Origin of the sequence: Rhizobium sp. NZLR8 (assembly GCF_019685025.1) — a bacterium.
In the GTDB taxonomy this organism is placed as follows: domain Bacteria; phylum Pseudomonadota; class Alphaproteobacteria; order Rhizobiales; family Rhizobiaceae; genus Rhizobium.
In genome coordinates, this window is the sequence record NZ_JABDVY010000002.1 from 63,833 (window position 1) to 84,467 (window position 20,635).

17 protein-coding genes are annotated in these 20,635 nt (G+C 57.6%); 4 read left to right on the forward strand and 13 right to left on the reverse strand.

What is annotated here, in order from left to right:
* Positions 1–575 precede the first annotated feature (575 nt).
* Positions 576–1,886 carry a polysaccharide biosynthesis/export family protein gene (locus HJB89_RS04335; RefSeq protein WP_207585163.1) on the forward strand — a complete coding sequence of 437 codons (1,311 nt, stop codon included), beginning with the start codon at positions 576–578 and terminating at the stop codon, positions 1,884–1,886.
* Between the two features lie 192 nt (positions 1,887–2,078).
* On the forward strand, positions 2,079–3,587 hold the full coding sequence (locus HJB89_RS04340) for an O-antigen translocase (protein WP_207585162.1): 1,509 nt from the start codon (positions 2,079–2,081) through the stop codon (positions 3,585–3,587).
* Between the two features lie 72 nt (positions 3,588–3,659).
* Here the strand turns inward: HJB89_RS04340 and HJB89_RS04345 are convergent, their stop codons facing one another.
* Genes HJB89_RS04345 through HJB89_RS04370 form a run of 6 tightly spaced genes read right to left on the reverse strand, consistent with a single transcriptional unit; the run spans position 3,660 to position 9,203 of the window.
* Complete coding sequence (locus HJB89_RS04345; RefSeq protein ID WP_207585161.1) at positions 3,660–4,889, reverse strand: DegT/DnrJ/EryC1/StrS aminotransferase family protein; 1,230 nt, start codon at positions 4,887–4,889, stop codon at positions 3,660–3,662.
* Positions 4,886–5,857, reverse strand: coding sequence for an NAD-dependent epimerase/dehydratase family protein (locus tag HJB89_RS04350; RefSeq protein WP_207585160.1), 972 nt, complete (start codon positions 5,855–5,857; stop codon positions 4,886–4,888). Before HJB89_RS04350 ends, HJB89_RS04345 begins: the two co-directional genes overlap by 4 nt.
* Positions 5,854–6,573 carry a DapH/DapD/GlmU-related protein gene (locus HJB89_RS04355; RefSeq protein WP_221149064.1) on the reverse strand — a complete coding sequence of 240 codons (720 nt, stop codon included), beginning with the start codon at positions 6,571–6,573 and terminating at the stop codon, positions 5,854–5,856. The genes HJB89_RS04350 and HJB89_RS04355 overlap by 4 nt, the downstream gene beginning before the upstream one ends.
* Positions 6,563–7,666 carry a DegT/DnrJ/EryC1/StrS aminotransferase family protein gene (locus HJB89_RS04360; RefSeq protein WP_221117631.1) on the reverse strand — a complete coding sequence of 368 codons (1,104 nt, stop codon included), beginning with the start codon at positions 7,664–7,666 and terminating at the stop codon, positions 6,563–6,565. The genes HJB89_RS04355 and HJB89_RS04360 overlap by 11 nt, the downstream gene beginning before the upstream one ends.
* Positions 7,663–8,700 (reverse strand): Gfo/Idh/MocA family protein, encoded by a 1,038-nt coding sequence (locus tag HJB89_RS04365; RefSeq protein WP_207585157.1) that lies wholly within the window; start codon positions 8,698–8,700, stop codon positions 7,663–7,665. The genes HJB89_RS04360 and HJB89_RS04365 overlap by 4 nt, the downstream gene beginning before the upstream one ends.
* Positions 8,697–9,203: an acyltransferase gene (locus tag HJB89_RS04370; protein WP_207585156.1), complete on the reverse strand. Its 507-nt coding sequence runs from the start codon at positions 9,201–9,203 to the stop codon at positions 8,697–8,699. The genes HJB89_RS04365 and HJB89_RS04370 overlap by 4 nt, the downstream gene beginning before the upstream one ends.
* Before the next feature lie 562 nt (positions 9,204–9,765).
* Here HJB89_RS04370 and HJB89_RS04375 point away from each other — a divergent pair.
* Positions 9,766–10,527, forward strand: a complete 762-nt coding sequence (locus HJB89_RS04375) for a response regulator transcription factor (RefSeq protein WP_207585155.1) — start codon at positions 9,766–9,768, stop codon at positions 10,525–10,527.
* A gap of 221 nt (positions 10,528–10,748) precedes the next feature.
* Here the strand turns inward: HJB89_RS04375 and HJB89_RS04380 are convergent, their stop codons facing one another.
* The 5 genes from HJB89_RS04380 to HJB89_RS04400 all read right to left on the reverse strand — a co-directional run bounded on the left by HJB89_RS04380 (position 10,749) and on the right by HJB89_RS04400 (position 16,353).
* Positions 10,749–11,741 carry a glycosyltransferase gene (locus tag HJB89_RS04380; RefSeq protein ID WP_207585154.1) on the reverse strand — a complete coding sequence of 331 codons (993 nt, stop codon included), beginning with the start codon at positions 11,739–11,741 and terminating at the stop codon, positions 10,749–10,751.
* A 214-nt stretch (positions 11,742–11,955) separates the two neighbouring features.
* Complete coding sequence (locus HJB89_RS04385) at positions 11,956–12,765, reverse strand: glycosyltransferase family 2 protein (protein ID WP_207585153.1); 810 nt, start codon at positions 12,763–12,765, stop codon at positions 11,956–11,958.
* 129 nt (positions 12,766–12,894) lie between these two features.
* Positions 12,895–13,947: a UDP-glucuronic acid decarboxylase family protein gene (locus HJB89_RS04390; RefSeq protein ID WP_207585152.1), complete on the reverse strand. Its 1,053-nt coding sequence runs from the start codon at positions 13,945–13,947 to the stop codon at positions 12,895–12,897.
* Between the two features lie 39 nt (positions 13,948–13,986).
* Positions 13,987–15,480 carry a sugar transferase gene (locus HJB89_RS04395; RefSeq protein WP_207585151.1) on the reverse strand — a complete coding sequence of 498 codons (1,494 nt, stop codon included), beginning with the start codon at positions 15,478–15,480 and terminating at the stop codon, positions 13,987–13,989.
* Positions 15,481–15,495: 15 nt separating this feature from the next.
* Positions 15,496–16,353, reverse strand: a complete 858-nt coding sequence (locus HJB89_RS04400) for a WecB/TagA/CpsF family glycosyltransferase (protein ID WP_221117630.1) — start codon at positions 16,351–16,353, stop codon at positions 15,496–15,498.
* Between the two features lie 257 nt (positions 16,354–16,610).
* Here HJB89_RS04400 and HJB89_RS04405 point away from each other — a divergent pair, with 257 nt between their 5' ends.
* Positions 16,611–16,829, forward strand: a complete 219-nt coding sequence (locus tag HJB89_RS04405; protein WP_221149065.1) for a hypothetical protein — start codon at positions 16,611–16,613, stop codon at positions 16,827–16,829.
* Between the two features lie 85 nt (positions 16,830–16,914).
* Here HJB89_RS04405 and HJB89_RS04410 read toward each other — a convergent pair whose 3' ends face one another.
* Both HJB89_RS04410 and HJB89_RS04415 read right to left on the reverse strand, forming a co-directional pair.
* Positions 16,915–19,041, reverse strand: coding sequence for a right-handed parallel beta-helix repeat-containing protein (locus HJB89_RS04410; RefSeq protein WP_221117629.1), 2,127 nt, complete (start codon positions 19,039–19,041; stop codon positions 16,915–16,917).
* Entirely contained in the window at positions 19,038–20,357 is a 1,320-nt protein-coding gene (locus HJB89_RS04415) for an O-antigen ligase (RefSeq protein ID WP_207585147.1), read from the reverse strand. Before HJB89_RS04415 ends, HJB89_RS04410 begins: the two co-directional genes overlap by 4 nt.
* Between the last annotated feature and the right edge of the window lie 278 nt (positions 20,358–20,635).

Consider the following 20,635-nt stretch of genomic DNA (forward strand, 5'->3'; position numbering starts at 1 on the left):
AGGTACCTCTCGCGAGATTGTCAGGGTCGAATCTATGAGGATCGCTTAAAGGCGAAGCTCTGAAGTATAGTCGAAATTAGCAGAGTATATCCTACGCCTTTCGCTCTACCGGCGGCATCCTTTGGGCAAGCGGCCGTGTTGCATCGCCCACGCTACGTATCAGATGCCTGAGGACAGAGATTCGCCGTTTCCTGGGCAAGGCTCGAAGCCGCAGAGGTGGCGAAGCGGCGGGGCATCGTGCGGTAAAATCGGCGATCCGGAGCATAAAGACGCTGCCGGAGGGGTTGCGCTTTACCGAAGCGAGCGCGCCTATTTCTGCGTGCAGAACCTATTGATTTTCTGTGACGACGTCTGTGTGGCGCACCGACGATATATGTTTCTACCCAATTTAGTCTCCGCACCCTCCCCACCTCATCAATATTGATGTGGCAAAGCAGGCGACCTCCACCTTCCTCAAGGCTTCGCCAGACTGCACACTGGCGAAGCAGCTTCGGAATTGGCTTCCGGCGTTCGAGCAGAGTTCAAGGTATCGTATCAGCGTCCGTGTAAGAATGTTTTGCAGGCGAGACATATACATGAATCTATCGCACCGCGCCCCTAGCGTGTTCTTTCGCGCGACGTTTGTCGTCAGCGCACTCGTCTTTCTCGCCGGGGCTGTGTCGCCCGCTGTTGCCGACAGCGCCCCCTTGGCTCCACAAACGAGAATCCGCCTGACGATCGTCCAATGGATCCAGTCCAAAGGCCAGTTTGAGCGATGGGATGGGATTGGAGGCGACTATACGGTTTCGGATGCAGGTACGGTCTCCCTACCCTTTCTGGGGGCGCTGTCGGTTGGAAATCTGGACAATGCGAGCCTCACCAACGAGATTGCCAAGCGCCTTCAGGCGAAGATGGGTCTGGCCCAGGCACCTGCAGTGACCATCGATATCCTCGACTATCCGTCCATTTACGTCGTCGGAGACGTGGTGGCGCCGGGAGAATACAAGTTTCGCTCCGGCCTCAGCGTCCTGCAATCCCTGGCCATGAGCGGCGGCCCGTTGCGGGCTGCGGCACAGCAGCAATCGCAGACGATCAGGCTTGCCGGCGATTTGCAGGAAATCGACCATTCGCTGCTGCGCGGTTCGGCAAAGCTCGCGCGGCTGCAAGCGGAGATGGCCGACGCGAAGGAGATCGCCTTCGATCCGCCGCCCGCTGCCGATCGGCAATATGCCGAGAGTATCGACCAGGAGGAGCGGGTCATTTTTCAGGCCCGTGCAAACGCGCTGGACAAGCAGTCGGTGGCGCTCGTCGAATTGCGCAATCTCTTGACGGCGGAAATCGATACACTGGAAGAAAAGCTGAAAGGTTCGGATGACAATATCCAGTCGGTCGAAGAGCAACTGACGAGCGTGAAGACGCTGGTCCAGAAGGGGCTTACGATCACCTCACGCCAGATGGATCTGGAACGATTGCTCACCACCTATCGCTCCGACCGGCTCGACCTCGTGACTGCCATCATGCGGGGCCGCCAGGCGATCAACGAGACGACGCGCAATCTCGAGGGACTTTCCGACACTCGCCGCAGCGAGGTCGCTTCCGAGGTGCAGGCGGAAAAAGCCAATCTCGATCAGCTCAAATTGAAGCGCGACACCACGCAACAACTGCTTCTCGAAGAATTTTCGAACGGCGCCAACGTGAATGACCGCCGTGAAGAACTCCCTCTGACGTTCGTCGTGAACCGGCGGGACAAGGGACAAGTCAATCAATTCCAGGCCTCCGAAACGACCGAGCTAGCGCCGGGCGACGTGATCAGGGTAACCCGAGGCCGCATCGCCGATGCGCCGTCCGAAGACGCCGCTGCCCCGCCTGTTCAGACCGAGGCGCATGTCAGTCAGGTAAGCCGGTGATACGCGAAAAGCATGTGCTGCAATCGAGCCTGCGGCGGGCCGTTGAACGCCAGCACGGGATAAACGGCTCGAACAGGATGATTTTAGGCCTGATCGGCCTAAAGTCTGAATCCTGTTTCAAATTAAGGGTTAGAGCATGATGTCGTCCGAAAACCGCGCACACTTTTCGGCATCATGCTCTAGGGGCTTCCGATGACTTTGCGCATCACCCCACCCACCAGCCAGACCTACACTCAGATCCTCAAGTCGACGATGCTGATGGGCGGCGCTTCGCTCGTGAATGTCGCACTCAGCATTATCAGAAACAAGGCGATGGCCGTTCTGCTCGGGCCGGAAGGCATCGGGCTTATGGGCCTTTATAGCTCGATCGTCGATATCGCGCAGTCTATCGCGGGTCTGGGCGTTGGCGGCAGTGGCGTGCGTCAGGTCGCGGAGGCTGCCGGCACCGGCGACGCAGCGAGGATTGCCCAGTCGGCGACCGTACTGAGACGTATATCGGTGGTGCTGGCGCTGCTTGGCGCGCTTCTTCTGGCCGCTTTGGCATATCCTGTCTCAGGTTTCACCTTTGGTGATTACCAGCACGTCGGCGGCATTGTGCTGCTGTCGCTCGCCGTTTTCTTCCGGCTGGTATCTGCGGGGCAGAGTGCATTGATCCAAGGCATGCGCGGCATTGCGGATCTTGCTCGCATCAACGTGCTTGCCGGGCTCTTCGGTACAGCCGTGAGTATCCCGCTGATCTACCTGTTCGGGATCCAGGCGATCGCACCGTCGCTCGTGGTAATTGCAGCTGCCTCCATCCTTCCGACCTGGTGGTACAGCCGGCGGATCTTCCCGAATCCCTCGCCCATGTCGACGCGCCAGTTCAGCGGGGAGGTGTCGGCGCTGCTCCGGCTCGGTTTCGTCTTCATGGCAAGCGGACTTCTGACCTTTGGTGCGGCCTATGCCATCCGCATCATCGTGCTGAAGGAGGGCGGCGTCATGGCGGCGGGATTGTATCAAGCAGCTTGGGGCCTCGGCGGTCTTTACGCCGGTTTCATCCTGCAGGCCATGGGAACGGATTTCTATCCGCGCCTGACCGCAACGATCGACAATAATGCCGAATGCAATCGGCTGGTCAATGAACAGGCCGAAATCAGCATGCTGCTCGCTGGCCCCGGCCTGCTCGGCACGCTGACGCTCGCGCCGCTCATGATGAGCCTGTTCTATTCGGCGGAATTTCACGGGGCAGTCGAGCTTCTGCGCTGGATCTGCCTTGGAATGATGCTGCGGATTATTTCCTGGCCGATGGGTTTCATCGTCGTGGCGAAGCGTACCCAGGCGATTTTCTTCTGGACGGAAGTTGCGGCGGCAGTCGTGCACGTGGGGCTTGCCTGGCTCTTCGTATCGCTGCTCGGTACGCAAGGAGCCGGCATGGCGTTTTTTGGCCTCTATGTCTGGCACAGCATCCTGATCTATGGGATCGTGCGGAAGCTGACCGGTTTTCGCTGGTCCGCCGCCAATCGCAGACACGCGCTGCTTTTCTTGCCCGCATCGGCAGTGGTTTTCCTGACGTTCTCAATTATGCCGCTATGGCCGGCGACGGTGATTGGCTTCGTCGCCGTCGTTCTCTGCGGGCTCTATTCGCTGCGCATGCTGATCGACCTGCTTCCGCCGGAGTCCGTGCCAGCAACCATCCGCGGATGGCTCACGAAATCGGCATAACGAACAATGCGCGCATCCGGAGACACGCGCATTGTTCGGTATGCCGATTGTTGCGTCAGGCAAATTGCGGGTTCAGGCGACAGCGACATCCATGGCACGTTGCACGCTGGCGGCTCCGATGATCGCTTCCGCAAGGGCTGCGCGAAGTGCCTCAACAACCCGGTCCACGTCAGACACCGTCATCTGGGCATAAAGCGGCAGGATGATCGTTTGCTGCTGCGCAGATACGCCCCGCGTCAGGCTCGTGGCAGCGCGGTGGGAACTCTCATCGGAATAGGCTCCCTCCAGATGAATGTTCATCACACCACGCCGGGTCGAGATACCCTGATCGAGCAGGGTTTGCATGACGGCCCGCTGGTCGGCCGTATCGGGCAATCTCACACAGAAGCTCTGCCAGTTGCTGCGAGCCCAGCGCGGCTCGACCGGCAAAGATAGCCCGGCAATCGTCGACAGCTGTTCGCAATATTGCTCGGCAAGCAGCCTGCGCTGGGCAACCAACTCCGGCAGCCGCCGCAACTGCTCGCGTCCGACGGCAGCCTGAAGATCGGTCATCCGGTAATTGTAACCCAACTCGTCATAGTCTTCGAAGATGACCTGTTTCGAGCCGTGACGAACGGCATCGGTGACGCTCATGCCATGCTGGCGCCAGAGCCGGAACTTCCGGTCATATTCGGGATTGGCCGTGGTCAACATGCCGCCATCTCCCGTCGTGACGACCTTCCGGGGGTGGAACGAGAAGCAGGCAATGTCGCCATGCGCTTTGCCGATCTTTTCCCAACGTCCATCCCACAGGATTTCGCTTCCCGTCGCACAGGCGGCATCCTCGATGACCGGTATCTGATGGCGCTTGCCGACCTCGACGATGGCGCGGAGATCGCAAGGCATGCCGAGTTGATGCACGCAGAGAATTGCCTTGGTGCGGGGTGTGATCGCTCTTTCGATCAGACTGGCTTCGATGTTGTAACCATCTTCTTCGATATCGACGAAAACAGGCACTGCATCGCAGTATCGAACCGCGTTTGCGGTCGCGATGAAAGAATGGCTGACCGTGACGACTTCATCGCCGGCGGATACGCCGACCGCCTTCAGCGCCAGATGCAACGCGGTCGTGCAATTGGACATGGCGCAGGCATGCACGGCGCCCACAAAGGCAGCGAATTCACGCTCGAAAGCCGCGACTTCCGGCCCCTGCGTCACCCATCCCGACAGAATAACGCGGCGCGCAGCCTCAGCCTCTTCCTCGCCGAGGACGGGTTTGGCGACCGGAATTGTGGCCGGAATTGTGGATTGAGATGAACTCATGCTGCCTGCCCCCCTGCATCGGTCTGCTTTTGCCACCAGGCAACAAGATCACGAAGCCCTTGCTCCATAGAGATCTCCGCCTTGAAGCCGAGGAGCCGCTCGGCCTTGCTGATATCGGCGAGCCGACGGGTCACGCCGTTGACCGTGCGGGCTTCCTTGTGCTGCGGTTCGAGTGAGGAACCCATAATGTCGCTTAGCATTTTCGCGAGTTCCAGCAGGCTTATTTCCTTGCCGCTGGCGACGTTGAACACCTCGTCCGTGACATCGCTTTTCGCGGCCAGAATGTTTGCGCGGGCGATGTCGCGGGCATCGACGAAGTCCATCGTCTGGCTACCGTCCCCGTAGATGAGGGGCGGCATTCCGGCCACTAGACGTTCCATCCAACGGATCAGAACTTCCGTATAGGCGCCGTAGACGTCCATGCGCGGGCCGTAGACGTTGAAATAGCGGAGCGCGACATAGCGCAGGCCATACATCTCCGCAAAGCTGCGCATCAGCCCCTCGTTGAATGTCTTCGCCGCGCCGTAGATCGTCCGGTTATTGTAGGGATGATGCTCTTCGGTCGTTGGAAAGCTCTCGGCCAGCCCCAGCACGGAAGCCGAGGAAGCAGCAACCACCTTCGAGACACCTGCCTTGACGGCAGATTCGAGAACGTTGAACGTGCCCTCTGCAAGGACATCGAAAGCCAGTCGTGGCTCTTCCGCGCATTGCGTGATGCGGATTGCGGCCTGATGAAAGACGATGTCGACGCCTTCGAAGATTTTGGCCAGAAGCGCCCTGTCGCGGATATCTCCCTCGATGATGTTGACGGACCCGCTGGCTATTGCCGTGCTGAGATTGTCCCGGCGTCCGCGCACGAAGTTGTCGAGGATGATGATCTCACGCGGTTTTTCCAATGCGACGAGATCGGCAATATGCGACCCGATCAGGCCGGCTCCGCCGGTAATGAGCACCCGTTGATTTCTCATGATCTTCCCTCACGCGACATGTTCGTCATCGGATCATTATCCGAACGCCAACGTATGAATTTCGCAGGTACACCTGCGACAACTGAGAACGGCTCGACGTCTGAAACGACAACTGCCCCCGCTCCAACGATCGCTCCCTTCCCGATGGTCACACCGGGTAGAATGGTCGCATTCGTCCCGATATCGGCCTCTGCACAGATGCGTACCGGCTTGATTTCAAGATCCGTGCGAATGATCGGCACATCCATCGGCAGTGCCGTGTGGGTCGAGCCAAGCACCTTGGCGCCAGGTCCCCACCCGACAGAATCCTCGATCACCAGATCGCGAGCGTCGAAATAAGCCATCGGCCCGATCCAGACATTGTCGCCGATCACGCAAGTACCGTCAAAGCGTCCCTGGATATAGGCCTGGGCGCCAATGAACACGCCATCGCCGATTTCGAAAGTTTCCGGATGTTTGAAACCGGCACCGCCTGCAACCTGCAATCCTGTGCCGCAGTTCCGCGCAATGGCTTGCCAGATGGCTTTTCGCATCAGCGTATCGATGACACCGTCACCGACCGCGAAACGACCGTAGAGCTCAATCAGGCCAGCGCGCCCATAAGATTGCCTGAGTTCTTCGGCCAACCCAGCTTGGTAGGCAGGGTCCGCCGGCCTTTCATGACGGCCATGGACCGCCTGCACGACCCGGGCCTCGTCGGCACGACTAGCTGACATAGGCGTACTCCAGCGCGGCGGCCACCTGATCGACGTGCCGCGCCGGCATCTCGGGATAGATCGGCAGCGACAGGACCTCCCGTGCGGCGACTTCCGAGATTGGGAAATCGCCGGGTCGGTAACCAAGGTCGGCATGGGCCTTCTGCAGATGAACGGGAATCGGATAGTGCAACCCGGACTGAATGCCCTCCGCGCTCAATACGCGCTGAAGCTCATCGCGATCGCGACTTCTGATGGCATAGACGTGATAGACGTGGCGCCGGTCGGTGATTTCGACAGGCGTCCTCAAATTCGCCGAACCGCCAAGCAGCAACGAGTAGCGGCGTCCATGGGCGCGCCGCGCTTCGGTCCAGGCTTCGAGATGCCGGAGCTTGATGCGCAGGATCGCACCCTGAATGGCATCCATGCGGTAGTTGAAGCCCTTCAGCAGATGGTGATAGCGCTGTTCCTGACCCCAGTCGCGCAACATGCGCATCGTTTTGGCCTGATCGTCGCTGTTCGTGACGACGATACCCCCCTCGCCGCAGGCCCCGAGATTTTTGCCGGGATAGAAGCTGAAACAGCCGGATGCGCCGATGCTGCCGGCACGCGCGCCTTTGTATTGCGCTCCGTGCGCCTGGCAGGCATCCTCGATCACCGGTATCCGGTAGTGGTCAGCAATCGCCCTGATCGCGTCCATATCGGCCATCTGACCATAGAGATGGACGGGAACAATGGCCTTGGTTCTGGGTGTGATCTTTGCCTCGAGCTGAGCTGGATCCATCGTGAGCGTCACGGGCTCGACATCGACGAATACTGGTCGTGCACCTGCGTAGCAGATCGCCGATACGGTCGCGACGAAGGTAAATGGCACGGTGATGACTTCATCGCCGGGGCCGACGCCTGCCGCAAGAAGCGACAGATGCAGGGCACTCGTCCCGGTATTGACGGCTATCGCATGTTTGACATCGCAATAGTCCGCGAATTCCTGCTCGAGGCGGGCGACCTCCTCGCCCAGTATGTATTGCCCCGAGGCAAGCACGCCGAGCACGGCGGCGTCAATTTCGCTCTTGATCGATTGATATTGTGCTTTGAGGTCCAGGAACGGGATCATGCGATGCGCCTCGCCTCTTCAAGCTCGATGATGCGACCGCGCTGGGCAAGCGACCGGCTTGCGGCTTCAAGGATGCGGACGACGCGCAGCCCGGCCTGGCCATCAGTGATGGGCCGCGAATTGTGCTCGATGCAATCGACGAACTGATCCAGTTCGCGTTTCAACGCTTCGGTCATATCGAGCTTGGGCGCCCACATGTCGCCGCTGCGGTAACCGACCATCATCTGATGCACCTTCTCGCCATACGCGTCGGAATTCGGGCACATGGTGATGCCCTTGTCATAGACCTTGATCTTTTCACTGGGCTCCAGATCGTCATAAACGATCATCTTGTTGCTGCCGCCGATCAGCGTGCGGCGGACCTTGACAGGGGCTAGCCAATTGACGTGGATGTGCGCGATGAGCTTGCTCTCGAAGAAGAGCGTCAGATAGGCGATGTTCTCCGGCTCGCCGAGTACATGGCTCATGCCCGTCGCAGAAACAGCCACCGGCCTTTCCTGCAGGACATGGTCCAGGATGGACAGGTCGTGCACCGCGAGATCCCAGATGACGCTGACATCGTGCTGGAAGAGCCCCAGATTGACCCGGACGGAGTCATAATAATACATGTCGCCGAGGCCGCTTTCGACGAGTTCGCGCATCTTGCGGACGGCGCCGGTGTGGACGAAGGTATGATCCACGGCCAGCACCAGGCGTCTGCGCGCGGCTTCCTCGACCATCCGCGCGGCTTCCTCCGTCGTCGATGCCATCGGCTTTTCGACGAAGACATGTTTTCCGGCCATCATAGCCTGCATTGCGAGCTTGAAATGGGTCGAGACCGGCGTTGCGATGGCGATTGCATCCACCCTCGGATCGCGCAGAACTTCCTCGAAATTGTCAGTGATCGTTACTGCGGGATACCGGCTTTTAACAGCCGCCAACCGTTCGACGTTCAGATCACAAACTGAAAGGAGGTTCGCGCCGGCCGCTTCCGAGATGTTACGAACCAGGTTCGGACCCCAATACCCATACCCAATAACAGCAATGCCGATCATCGCATTCCTCCCAACTCTTGCATGTTGACTGACCGGTCATGAACGCGACCGGTGATCCTCGCCGGAACGCCGGCAACAATGGTGCCGTCAGGCACATCCTTCGTTACAACCGCGCCCGCGCCGACTTGTGCGGCCTCTCCGATGGTCACGCCAGGCAGAATGGTGGCGTTGCTGCCGATCGACGCGTGGCGCTTGACCAGAGTGGGGATGACAACCCAGTCAGCCTCCGTCTGCAGACTGCCGTCCGAATTGACGGCGCGCGGGTAAGTATCATTGGTGAACATGACCCCGTGACCGATAAAAACGCCGTCCTCCAGCGTCACGCCTTCACACAGGAAGGAATGGCTGGAGATCTTGCAGTCTTTTCCGACGAGGACGTTTTTCTGGATTTCAACGAAGGTGCCGATGCGCGTTCCCGCGCCGATCGTGCAGCCGTAGAGATTGACAAGATCCCGATGGTGGATAACGCAGCCGTCACCCAGGTTGACGTTCGATGCAATCATCCCAACTCGCCCCCTACTCCTCAACAAACCCTGACTTGGGTGAAACCGGCAATCGCAAGAATGCATCCAAGGTTTCGTTTCGTCAGAGCAAATATTTCTTCCGCTTCAAAAAGAATTGTTTTCTTCCTTTTAGTAAAGAAACAAAACGTGGAAGCTCATCCACCTAAAGGCGTATCTGCTTACGAAATTTGATGACGATCGCATGCGAACGTCTATGGCCATCGATCATCAGCAGCGACAGGTCACGCAACGATCGATCCTGATCCTCCACGTCGAAGACGGGCATAGTTTACATGGGTTTAGCGAGTTAAATTGAATATGTGTAGCAACCCCATGGATCGACATACAAATGAACTAGACTCAGATTGATCAGTTTTAGAGATTCAACCATTTGTATCTTTCCATGGAACCTATGTGCTGAGGTAACCACTATTAATTAGTTTAACATCCCCGAAACTGTGGTATTAAATTAGCACTTTTGCTAATTAAACTCCCATATTTGCAGAGGAGTTTGATATTCGACTTTGAAGTACCGCGTAAAAAAGGCTGGGAGGATGGGGCGTTGGATACAATAAATATAAGCCACAGGCAGGAATCCGTATCTCTTCCGATAGAGATAGAAGATGGCTCGACGGCGTTTACCCGACCGTCAAAGTCAAAGCACTCACTAGTCATTCTTGACAGGAGGGAACTTGATCGGCACTGCCTTGCGCAATGCATGGCCGCCCACACGGCGGATTTCGTGATTCTGGCGTTCGGATCGATTGAAGAGTGGAAGCAAAAGCGCGAAGAATATCCTCCGCTTTCGGCAATCCTCTTGAACGTCGGTGGCAAGACGGTCGACGACCCTGTCGTTTCGGAGCAGATCAAGAGCCTTTCGTCGGAATTCGTGTCGACACCGGTCATCATATTGTCTGATAGTGACGATTTCGCTCAAATCGTCAGGGCGATCGACTACGGAGCCAAGGGTTATATTCCTGCCTCCGTCAGCATTAGCGTGTGCATGGAGCTGATTGCGCTATCGGTAGCAGGAGGACTCTTCGTGCCCGCAAGCGCCCTGTTCGCCATGCGTCACTTGCTGCAGTCGAACAACCCGACAGCGCACCCGCTGGCCGGGATATTCACGGACCGCCAGGCCGAAGTCGTCGCGGCACTGCGGCGCGGAAAGGCGAACAAGATCATTGCCTATGAGCTCAACCTGCGAGAAAGCACCGTCAAGGTACACGTTCGCAACATCATGAAAAAGGTCAAGGCAACCAACAGGACGGAAGTCGTGTTCAAGCTTAACGACTTGTTCCAGAGTGGAATTCCGGCACTAGCGTGAACAATACGTAGTGATGATACTAGGGCTTGGACAAATCTTTTCTTGCAACCACATTCTTGCTCAAATCACCCCCGGTGGCGCGAATGCGTCACCGGGTCTTCTTATACCAAGGCGATCTATTACGCTTCCCGCGATTTTGGCATGAGTAGCAATCGGGCGCTCAACCACGGCCTGTTTTTACCATACTTGCGGATGAACTGACCCGGCCCGATCCTGCCCATTCACGCCGCAACTCTTCGCCGCACAGAATTCAAGGCATACCAGCATTTTGGCCCGATCGTTTGCTTGCAGATCAACTTGATCCAGGGCAACGAATTTCGCACCTCAGGAGAAACCTCCAGTGCAAAACGCTGAATAGCCACGGCCGTCGCAACGTCGAAGTTGTTGAATGCAATACCAGCCTGTCGAAGCGCCTGTTTTCCGAGATCTCTGGCAAGAAAGCGTCGCAACATCTCATCTTTCCTGAGGCTATCGGCCGCTTGGTTAAACAGGATATCAAAAGCCATTTTTCTTTGTAGAAGGTCGGAGAGGATATTTTCCCCATAGTATTGCAGCGACATATTCGAAGCATGCTGGCGATAGACTGCTTGGTCGTCATTGATGTAGCCAACGCCGGCATGTGATGCGAGTCGCAGCCACATTTCCATATCGCCGGCATGCGGCAGTTCCTTGCGATAGCCGCCGACCTGCTTTTGCAGCGCCGTCCTCACAACAGCTGTCGGCGTTGGAACGAGATTGCGCGCTCCACTCAACCGCATGAATTGCCGACCGGACAAGACCTGCATGGGGTGCACGTTATTGTCGCCGAGAGGATCCGCGCGCTTGCTCGTAGTACCATCTGGCTCAGCTATGAGCGCGTTCCCGAACACCAACCCCACATCCGGATACTTGCGCATCAGCTCCGCCGAGCGGTCCAGCGCGCCCGGCAGAAGATAATCATCCGCAGAAAGAAGCAGGAATAAGTCACCGCCTGCCCAATCGATCCCTTCATTGTAGGTAGCGATGTGCCGCATGTTTGCAGTGTGCCGCCGATAAGTGACCCGCGTGTCGCGGGATGCCAGGGCCATCCCGACTTCCGGCGTATTGTCTGGCGAGCAGTCATCTATAATGAGCACGCGCACATCGACGCCCGCCTGCGAAAGGACGCTTTCAACGCATTCCTGCAAGAAATGGGAATAATTATAGCAGGGGACTACGACATCAACACGTTGCAAACTTCTTCCTCCGTAAGCACTGCGTCACTCCTGGTTTGACAAATCTTTCGGACGCGGCATCGTTTCTTTGTTATGCGTAATTTGTTTTCCGATTATTCTCGCATGCGTTGAGAATGTTTTCGCCTGGCTGATTTCACGCGAGGCCAGACAGTTGCCAACAAGGCGGACCGGGCAAGAAGACGGGATATTGCCGGCTCGGCAAGACTTTGGGTGTTCATATTTTGGCGCCGAGATAAGAGGTGGGGGAAAGCCTTGACAGCGCATATTGGCCGACCAGCTTTGCCACCGTGCGGCGCCTGAGGGGAAAGCCGAAATCCTGCCAGATGCGCCAGCGGTCCCGAGCCGGGAGAGACTTGAACCAGTGATATGGCTGGTCGGTGAACGCGAGGGTCTTGCTGCCTGCAGGAACAGGTTCTCCCATTCGCTTGTAGTCGGCTTCCCAAGTCGTCCGGTAGCATACCGTCGCGGTCGGTTCATGAGAGAGCGACAGCCGAGAGCTTCGGATCGAGCTCCAATAGACGGAATCTCCGACTGGATAGAGTTCCCTCGGCATGTGAGCCCAGCGCGCAATGATCGGCAGGGACGGTCGCGTGAGAAATAAGCAGTTCGTATCCACGTGCGTGCGACCGTCGCTCTTTGAGTCGTCGAACATGTAGGTGCCGTCCGCACGGTGCATCGAACGTCTCGATGTGCAAACCGCAGCACCGGTACGGCGGTGAAGCTCAAGCAAGCGCTGGATGTGGTCGGATCTGTACCAGTTGTCCGCATCGAGAAACGCCACCGCGTCATAGCCCTGGGCAAAGGCGCTGAGGCTGCCGATCACGCGAGCCATGTTGCCGGCGTCGCCGTGAGCATTCGGCAGAATGAAATGTTTTGCGCGCCAGCCACCGACGATAGCGTTCGGAAACCCGTCGGCAACAAAAACATGGTCGCATGCAACGGTTTGGTCGAGAACGCTCGCCCGGCATTGCTCAAGGAGCTCGTTAGGCTCCTTGTAGTATGGCGTAACAACGGCAACGCGCATGCCTCATTTCCTCATTGTTGTTTTTGCAGCGATTTGCACGTCCGACGGTTGCCGCTCATTTTGCAAACCGCGATTTGGGGCTCGGTCTATTGAAGAAACCGAGCCTTGATTTTCGCTTGCCGTTTCTGTTCACGTTCCCAGGGGCGCAGCTTGCGCAACAGGAAGGCCGACGGCCGGAGTAGGCAGATAGGTGTAAGCCGTTCGCGAGGACCGGACGCCAGGCACGCTCTTGGCTCCGCCAGAAAGCTTCCACTCGAAATACGCGATCGTTTTCTCGAGCCCCTCACGCAGGTTCACCGTCGGCTGCCAGCCCAGGTCCTGCTTTGCCCGGCTGATGTCGGGCTTGCGCTGTGTGGGATCGTCAATCGGCAGAGGATTGTAAACGATGCTTGATTTCGATCCGGTCATCTCGATGACCATTTCGGCCAGTTCCCGGACCTGGAATTCTCCTGGGTTGCCGAGATTGATCGGACCCGTGACGCCGGCCGGCGTACCCATCAGGCGGATGAAGCCCTCGATCAGATCGTCTACATAGCAGAAGGAGCGCGTCTGCGTGCCCTTGCCGAAGATGGTGATCGGCTCGTTTTGAAGCGCCTGAACGATGAAATTGGAGACGACGCGGCCGTCGTTGGTCTGCATACGCGGCCCATAAGTATTGAAGATCCGCGCCACGCGGATTTCCACACCGTATTGGCGATGATAGTCGAAGAATAATGTTTCGGCACACCGCTTGCCTTCGTCATAACATGCCCGCGGGCCTATCGGATTGACGCTGCCTCGATACTCCTCGGGTTGAGGGTGCACGGCCGGATCGCCATAAACTTCGCTGGTGGAGGCCTGGAAGATCTTCGCCTTGGTGCGTTTTGCCAAGCCGAGCATGTTGATGGCCCCGTGCACATTGGTCTTCACCGTTTGCACGGGGTCGTGCTGATAGTGGACCGGAGATGCCGGGCAGGCGAGGTTGTAGATCTCGTCGACCTCCACATACAGCGGGAAGGTAATGTCGTGGCGAAGAATCTCAAAGCGCGGGTCGTCGAGAAGGTGCAGCACGTTGTCGCGCGAACCGGTGTAGTAATTGTCCACGCAGAGGACGTCATTGCCCTCTCGCAAAAGCCTTTCGCACAGGAATGATCCCAGAAACCCGGTGCCGCCGGTAACCATAATTCTCTTGTGTCCGTGCATTGGTGTGCTCCGTTGTTGATGGTTGCCTCGTGGAAGTGGTCAGCAGGCTCCCCTGCGCTTGAAGACCGCGGGGATTGTGCCGAGAAGAATTTGGCAGTCGAACCACAGGGACCGGTTGTCGATGTAGAACTCGTCGAGTTGCTGCTGCAGCTCGATGTCCGCATCGCTTCGTTCAGAAATTTGCCAAAGGCCCGTGAGCCCCGGCGTGACGGAACGGCGCTTGTCCCGAAATTCGCCGTCCATCGCCGAAAGGTGATACTCCGGGAACGGGCGTGGTCCCACAAAGGCCATCTCGCCCGCAATGATGTTTGCCAATTGCGGGAGCTCGTCGATGCTCGATGAGCGCAGCATATGTCCTATAATCGGAAGGACGCGCGGATCGTCCTTGAGCTTGAAGTGGCTCAACCACTCGGCGCGCATGGCAGGGTTGTCTCGGAATAGTGCTTCGAGGCGCTTTTCCGCGTCTTGGTACATCGTCCTCAGTTTCAGGACGTGCACCGGCCTGCCGGACCGTCCTTCCCTGGCATGCCGAAAGAAGACCGGGCCTGGATCGATGGCATAGATTGCGGCCGCTGCCATCGCGATGAATGGCGCGACCACGATCGTTGCAGGGACGGCGATTGCGAGATCGAGGATCCGGCGAACCGGATCCGAGTTGATCGAACTCCCACCGGTGGTGAGGCGAATACCGATCTCTCCGCCGATATCCGCAGGTCGCAATCCACTTACCTTAAGGCTCGGCGTGTCGGACAGCAAAATGATTTCGGCGAACTTCCGACGCATCGCCGGCAAGTCGGACACAAGCGAGCCTGTGTCGCCGGCAATTACCGCAATGGATGGCCCGCCACCCGGCAATGCCTCCAAAGTATCGGAGGAAGAGGGCTCCGGCCTGATGCCATACTGCCAGTGGTCGTTGAAATGTGCCACGAGCGCGGGAGCAAGGTTGCGCCCCCCTATGACAACCGCGCGCTCCCCCCAAATTCCAAGTCTCCAGCACAGGCCACGTGCAAGCCAATGCACAAATGGCTGAACAATCAGCCCGAGACCGAGGAACACAATAATGGCAAGCAGCAGTCGTTCCCCCTCCGGCAGGACAATCGCTGCGAATGCCGCCAGGACAGCCACCTTGACGGCAGCCATAGTGCGCCGCCGCAGATGTTCGTGGTCATGCAGCCGATATCCAGGATAGAGGCCGGCCGATGCGTAAAGAACAATCGCAGCCAGTGCGGCGATCGTGAACGCACGCTCCACGAGCGTGCCCTCCGAACCACTGGGAAGAAAGAACAGGAGAACGAAATAGGCAGTCAGATAGCTGGCAATGTCGCCGGCGACCAGGAAGGACGACGTTGCAAGCCGAGGAAGCTGGCGCCCTAGTGCGACGGGCATATTCAGTCCAGCCGGCGCAAAGGCATCGGCAGTCCTGGCTGCTATGGGCGGCACGGACCCTGCCGGAATCGCCCGCGATGTCATGTCATTTGGTGTGGATGCCTTCGACGGACCCGGTGTCATAGCTGACGGCACAAATATGGACATGACGCTTTTACCCCTCTACTGCATTTGTCCCGACGCGCCCGATTCAGAAATGGCGTCTTCGATCGGAAACTTCCGAAGTCCCAGTCTCTGGAATGCTGACAGTGAGATGAAGGTCGGCACGACGAGCGCATAGCGCCGCCACAGCCGCCGCGGCTCGCACAGAAGACGAAACGCCCATTCGAAGCCGCTTCTTTGAATGAACCTCGGAGCCTGCCGCTTGAGGCCGGCGTGGAAATCGAACGCAGCTCCGACACCGATGAGCATCGATGCTTCCAGACGATCGCGCATGCGCGCCATCCAGAGTTCCTGTTTGGGACTGCTCAGCCCGACCCAGATGATATCGGCGCCCGACCGGTTGAGCCGGTCAGCAATATCCGTTTCCTCCCGCGTCGACAGTTTGCGAAAAGGCGGTGCATAGGAGCCGACGATCCGCGCTTGCGGATATTTTGCGAGAAGGCGCGCCTGCAGTTGTTCGAGCGTTTCGGCCGTTGCGCCATAAAGGAAATGGCGCAAGCCCTTGGCGCTGCCGGCATCGAAAACGGATAGCATGAGATCTGGTCCATAGACCCTGTCGCTTTCGGCATGACCAGCATGTCTCAGCGCCCAAACAAGCGGCATGCCGTCGGGGGTTACGAGGAACGCCCGGTTATGGATCGACCGGAGCTCGGGATCATCCTGACATCGGACGATGCCGTGTGCGTCGCGAACGCATACATATTCCTTCCTGCCGTCTTCGACCGCTTTTTGAATAAATCCCGTCGCGCTTTTGAGATTGACTGCCGAGACGCGAACACCAAGGACATTCGTCCATCCTAAAGAGCCCCCTGGATGAAGAACTGAAGTTGGGCTGCTGCCTACTGATTGTTTTCTCATGACCTACGCTTTCGCGACTGAAACTGTCATCAGAATATCCCGGCAGGTCGATTGCCTCCATACTTGCCGCTCCAGCTATTGGACGTAGAAGAGACTTCACGTTTACGTCTTACGCCGGGATGGCGTACGATATTCGAAGTAAGTCTACGTACCCCATGGCTTGCCATGTTGCTCTTTTTGATGACCGAAGAGCTGCAGAAGATATTCGCTCGCGCGAACAAAGCCGGGGAGGATCGTGTTCTATCGCCAGAATCGGAATGAACTCGCCGGCGACATTGAAGGTTCGACCGAAATCTCATCTCAAGGGTCTGGTAAAGGCCTTGCTAGAGAAGAGCCTGCGCGTACGAGCTGGCAATGCCATCATCTTTGATGTGCGGATCGAACATGCCCGGCAAATGCCGACGCTGGTTGACAGGAGCCAGCAGATCTTCGAGGCGATCTGGCTTCGCCTGACCCTCAAAAGGCCTTCGCCTTGACGCGATTGATCATTCGACGGATCGGCAGATCCCGGCGAACATTATCGCCGCAGAACACCGCTCGTCGCGGGGCGCGCGCCTTTTGTTACTCGGGCGGCGCGGCCACGCTCCCGGTGTCCGCCCCAGCCTTCTGAAGATCGCCTAGACTGCCAAATTCTCCCGAACGCATGATCCTCGGATCTATTCGGAAGCTCTTGTCGTTCAAGTTGCCGCTGTAGCGGTTGCGCGCGAATTGCACAAATCCAAGCCCAAGATCGGGAGCGTTGACGTACGCGACAATGCCGCTGTCACTGTCAACCGATACAACGTTCTCCTCAATACGATTGGGGCGTGCCCACGGTGGACGCCAACCCCTGCCGGTACCGTCATCAACGCGAAAAGCAGCGCCCGATCCGTTCGTGATGACGTTTCCCGCCACCAGGTTGCTCCAACCGCCATTGATACCGATCGCCGCGACGTTGCCCGAGAGCGTATTTCCCTCGATGCGCAGCCCGCTCGCCTTCCCATCCGTATAGATCGCCCAGCTGATAGGGGACGGCCATTCACCGGTATTTTCATATCCGGGAGGCCAGAACGTCCCATCGGCCCTGTTCATGAGATGACCGGTGCCGGTCACGAGATTGGAGCGGATGGTGCTGTTCAGAGGGTCGGCCTGCTCGCCCATCATCTTGATGGCACCGCCATCTGCCGTCTGCTGATTGGCGTTATGGATCACGTTGTGCTCGATGACAGCGTTATAGACGGCGTCATTGGAACCCCACAGCGAACCGCCGGCGATTCCGAACTGCGCCGTGTTTTCGATCAGATTGTCGGCGATCCTGACATTGTCAGCCGCCTGAAACCATATTCCGGCGGTTTCAATGTAAACCTTTCCGATGTCATGGATATGGTTTGAAAGGATCCTGGCGCCGTTCGACTTGCCGAAGGTGCCATAATTTGTGCCGACGTAGATCCCGTTGCCAGCCACATCCGCAATCACATTGGCGGCAATCAACGCATCCTTGCTTTCCGTCACATGGATCCCGACGCCGACATTCTCGATGCTGTTGCCGACAATCTTGACGCCATCAGCGTGTTCGATCCGAATGGCGCCAAATCCTCTGGTTTCCGTATAGAACTTGCCGCTGCCTTCGGGAGCTCCATCTCTAAACTCGAACCCTGATACAACCATCCCGCTGGCCCCATCCAACTTGAAGAATGTCGGCAGGATGCCAGCAACGACGACGGAATTGGGCAACGACTGATCGACAGGGATATAATGAAGCTCGCCCGCGACAAGGTCGTACCACCACTCTCCGGGAGCATCGAGCAAGGTCTTGGCTCCGGCAAGGAAATAGCGGCTGCCTTCTGCGGTAAAGAAATAGCCTGTGCCTTTCGTATGGACAGTCCGGCCGGCGTCATCGATGGATACAACGGGGAGCGTATCATTGCCCCACTGGCTTCCGGGTTGATACCCCCCAACGATGTCCACGACCAGTCCACTTGTATCACCCACTGCCGGAAGATCGCCGGCATGGAAACAAAAGCCCGTGTTTCCTTCCGACGCGTCGACGGTAGGCTGGCACTTTGCGGCAAACAACCATCCCTTGCGTGGATCGCCATCAGCGGGGGCGTTGGGGAATCGAGCTCTGGTTTGGCGTATCCCATCGACGAAAAGGTCACCGACCCCTTCATCCGGCGGCAACTTCAGCGGCGCCGTCCAGCGACCATCGGCTTGCTGCGCGAAGTCGCGCACGCGCGGCCCCCCATGCAAAATCGGCGCTTCATTGCATCTTGCCGTCAGGATCAAGCCCGTATCGCGGGCATCAAAGACGATCGGCTGAGTAAGGTAGTAATCGCCTTTACCCAGCGCGATGGTGTTGGTGCCGCCCTTCTCACGGGCAGCATCACGGGCTCTTTCAATGCTGGCGAAAGGGCCGTCGCCACCCTGCTGAGTTGCGGTCGGAAGGAGGCCACTCCAGGTGTCTTTGCCATCGGGAGAAACGTAAAATATCGTCCGCACCCCGGTGCTGCTGCTCAATTCGTCGCTTAAAGAAGTCCCCTTCAACTTGGCTGACAAAGTCGCGGAAGCTTCCGCGCAAGTCGCCTCCCTGACGAGCACCTGCAGGCGCTCGGGCCCATCTATCTCTGTCCCAACTGGCGCCGGATTGCCGGGCTGGGGAAAGAGCATGACAGGCAAAATGCTCAGGATCCGTCCAAAACGCCGCCTCATGATGTCTGCAACCCGCTCGTAAGGCCATGCGCGGGCGCCTGCCAAGCTGGCGAACGGCTGGTCGAAACGACGGGCGCGTATAGCGAAAACATGATGATGGCTGTGGTAAACAGGATGAAGATGGCGTCATTCTGAACGAAAAAAATACTCTCGGTCAGATTCATCACCGGAATCATGATCGTAAGGACATTGAGCCAGAGCCACCCGTACTGCGGATCATGACAGTGAAGGAACGCGCCCTGGCGAATTGCGTAGGGAAGCATCAGAGCGAACGGAATCATTCCAATGATGCCAAAGCTCAACAGGATATCGCGGTATCCATTATGCGCGTGGGGCGCCGGCCATCCGATTTTTAACCAGATGTGCGTCGCTTCAGGGTTCGCGACTGTCCAGAAAGCCTGGTAACCGTAGCCAAGCAACCAACGATCGGATATTTCGCGGTCAACCAGCTCCCACAATGGCACCCGACCCGTCAAAGTCGCGTCCTTGCCGAGCGCTACAAGGGCCGGAACCAGGAATTCGTGCAGCGAAATCAGAATGCCGACAGACAGCTGAACGAAAAACAGGACGATGACGACGCGGCCAATGCTGCTGCTTCTTTGCAGGAGGGAATAAAAGCCGATCAGGCAATACGCCACTGACGTTGCAATGATCGCGGTCATCGATCCGGAGCTTGCAAGGCAGATCACACCCGCCGCCAACAAGATGAACGCGGTTCGCCGCAGACCGAGCGTGCCGTCGATCAGCACCGCCGTCGCCACCAAGATCATCAGAGCCGCGTACCAGCCCAGGACGTTCTTGTGAATGAAGACGCCCCGCATAGCACCGTCCGGCATACTGGCGAGGCTTGGTGACACCACGGAGATAACCACACTCAGGCCGATACAGGCTCCAAGCGTCACAAATAGCAGGAACAGCAGCTGCCTTGGCGTGAAACGTATCGCCAGGACATAGGAAAGAAGCATGCAAAACAAAAGGCCGATTGCGCGCCTCAAGGTCGTTGGCGGTGATATTGACCACAGGGCAGACAAAAACGGCAAGACGAGCATCAGGGGAAGAATCAGATTTCGTCTGAGCGCCGTTAGAAACTGCGGAAAATTGCGTATCAGGATCACGATTGTAAATGCATAAACAGGAAAGCAAGGAAGACGCAGTATAGATTTGGCAGATTCGCTGAGCGTTCCGTCCGCATCAGCCAGGATAAGTGGCAGAAGAGCGCCTGCCTGAAGAAAAAGGGATATGCCGGCGCCCCAGCATTCTATGGCCCGCCAACTGATGGTTGGTCCGCTGGCAGTTCTGAGGCTATCTACTCTCATTATCCGTCCCGACTGACTTGAACAGACAAGCGGCTGTTGATCGCGGCAGATCAAAAAAACAGGTGTCGGCCTTTGTGGCTGCGCTGCTCTCAAGCAATCATCCGGCCACATCCCCGGTCAACCTGTTCTAGTGAAGGGCGGGCTACGCCTAATGCACCTTCGCTCCACCCAAAGACGATGTTGCGCCTAAGCTTTCAGCCGGCATTTACCCAAAAGGTGGGTCTTCATGCCTGCGAATTGCCCTTAAGAGCAGATGTTGCGCTTGTCCGTTCACCGGT

Coding starts and splice junctions, on each gene's coding strand:
- HJB89_RS04335 (WP_207585163.1), top strand. CDS start 576: ATGAATCTATCGCACCGCGCCCCTAGCGTGTTCTTTCGCGCGACGTTT.
- HJB89_RS04340 (WP_207585162.1), top strand. CDS start 2,079: ATGACTTTGCGCATCACCCCACCCACCAGCCAGACCTACACTCAGATC.
- HJB89_RS04345 (WP_207585161.1), bottom strand. CDS start 4,889: ATGAGTTCATCTCAATCCACAATTCCGGCCACAATTCCGGTCGCCAAA.
- HJB89_RS04350 (WP_207585160.1), bottom strand. CDS start 5,857: ATGAGAAATCAACGGGTGCTCATTACCGGCGGAGCCGGCCTGATCGGG.
- HJB89_RS04355 (WP_221149064.1), bottom strand. CDS start 6,573: ATGTCAGCTAGTCGTGCCGACGAGGCCCGGGTCGTGCAGGCGGTCCAT.
- HJB89_RS04360 (WP_221117631.1), bottom strand. CDS start 7,666: ATGATCCCGTTCCTGGACCTCAAAGCACAATATCAATCGATCAAGAGC.
- HJB89_RS04365 (WP_207585157.1), bottom strand. CDS start 8,700: ATGATCGGCATTGCTGTTATTGGGTATGGGTATTGGGGTCCGAACCTG.
- HJB89_RS04370 (WP_207585156.1), bottom strand. CDS start 9,203: ATGATTGCATCGAACGTCAACCTGGGTGACGGCTGCGTTATCCACCAT.
- HJB89_RS04385 (WP_207585153.1), bottom strand. CDS start 12,765: ATGCGCGTTGCCGTTGTTACGCCATACTACAAGGAGCCTAACGAGCTC.
- HJB89_RS04390 (WP_207585152.1), bottom strand. CDS start 13,947: ATGCACGGACACAAGAGAATTATGGTTACCGGCGGCACCGGGTTTCTG.
- HJB89_RS04395 (WP_207585151.1), bottom strand. CDS start 15,480: ATGTCCATATTTGTGCCGTCAGCTATGACACCGGGTCCGTCGAAGGCA.
- HJB89_RS04400 (WP_221117630.1), bottom strand. CDS start 16,353: ATGAGAAAACAATCAGTAGGCAGCAGCCCAACTTCAGTTCTTCATCCA.
- HJB89_RS04405 (WP_221149065.1), top strand. CDS start 16,611: ATGAACTCGCCGGCGACATTGAAGGTTCGACCGAAATCTCATCTCAAG.
- HJB89_RS04410 (WP_221117629.1), bottom strand. CDS start 19,041: ATGAGGCGGCGTTTTGGACGGATCCTGAGCATTTTGCCTGTCATGCTC.
- HJB89_RS04415 (WP_207585147.1), bottom strand. CDS start 20,357: ATGAGAGTAGATAGCCTCAGAACTGCCAGCGGACCAACCATCAGTTGG.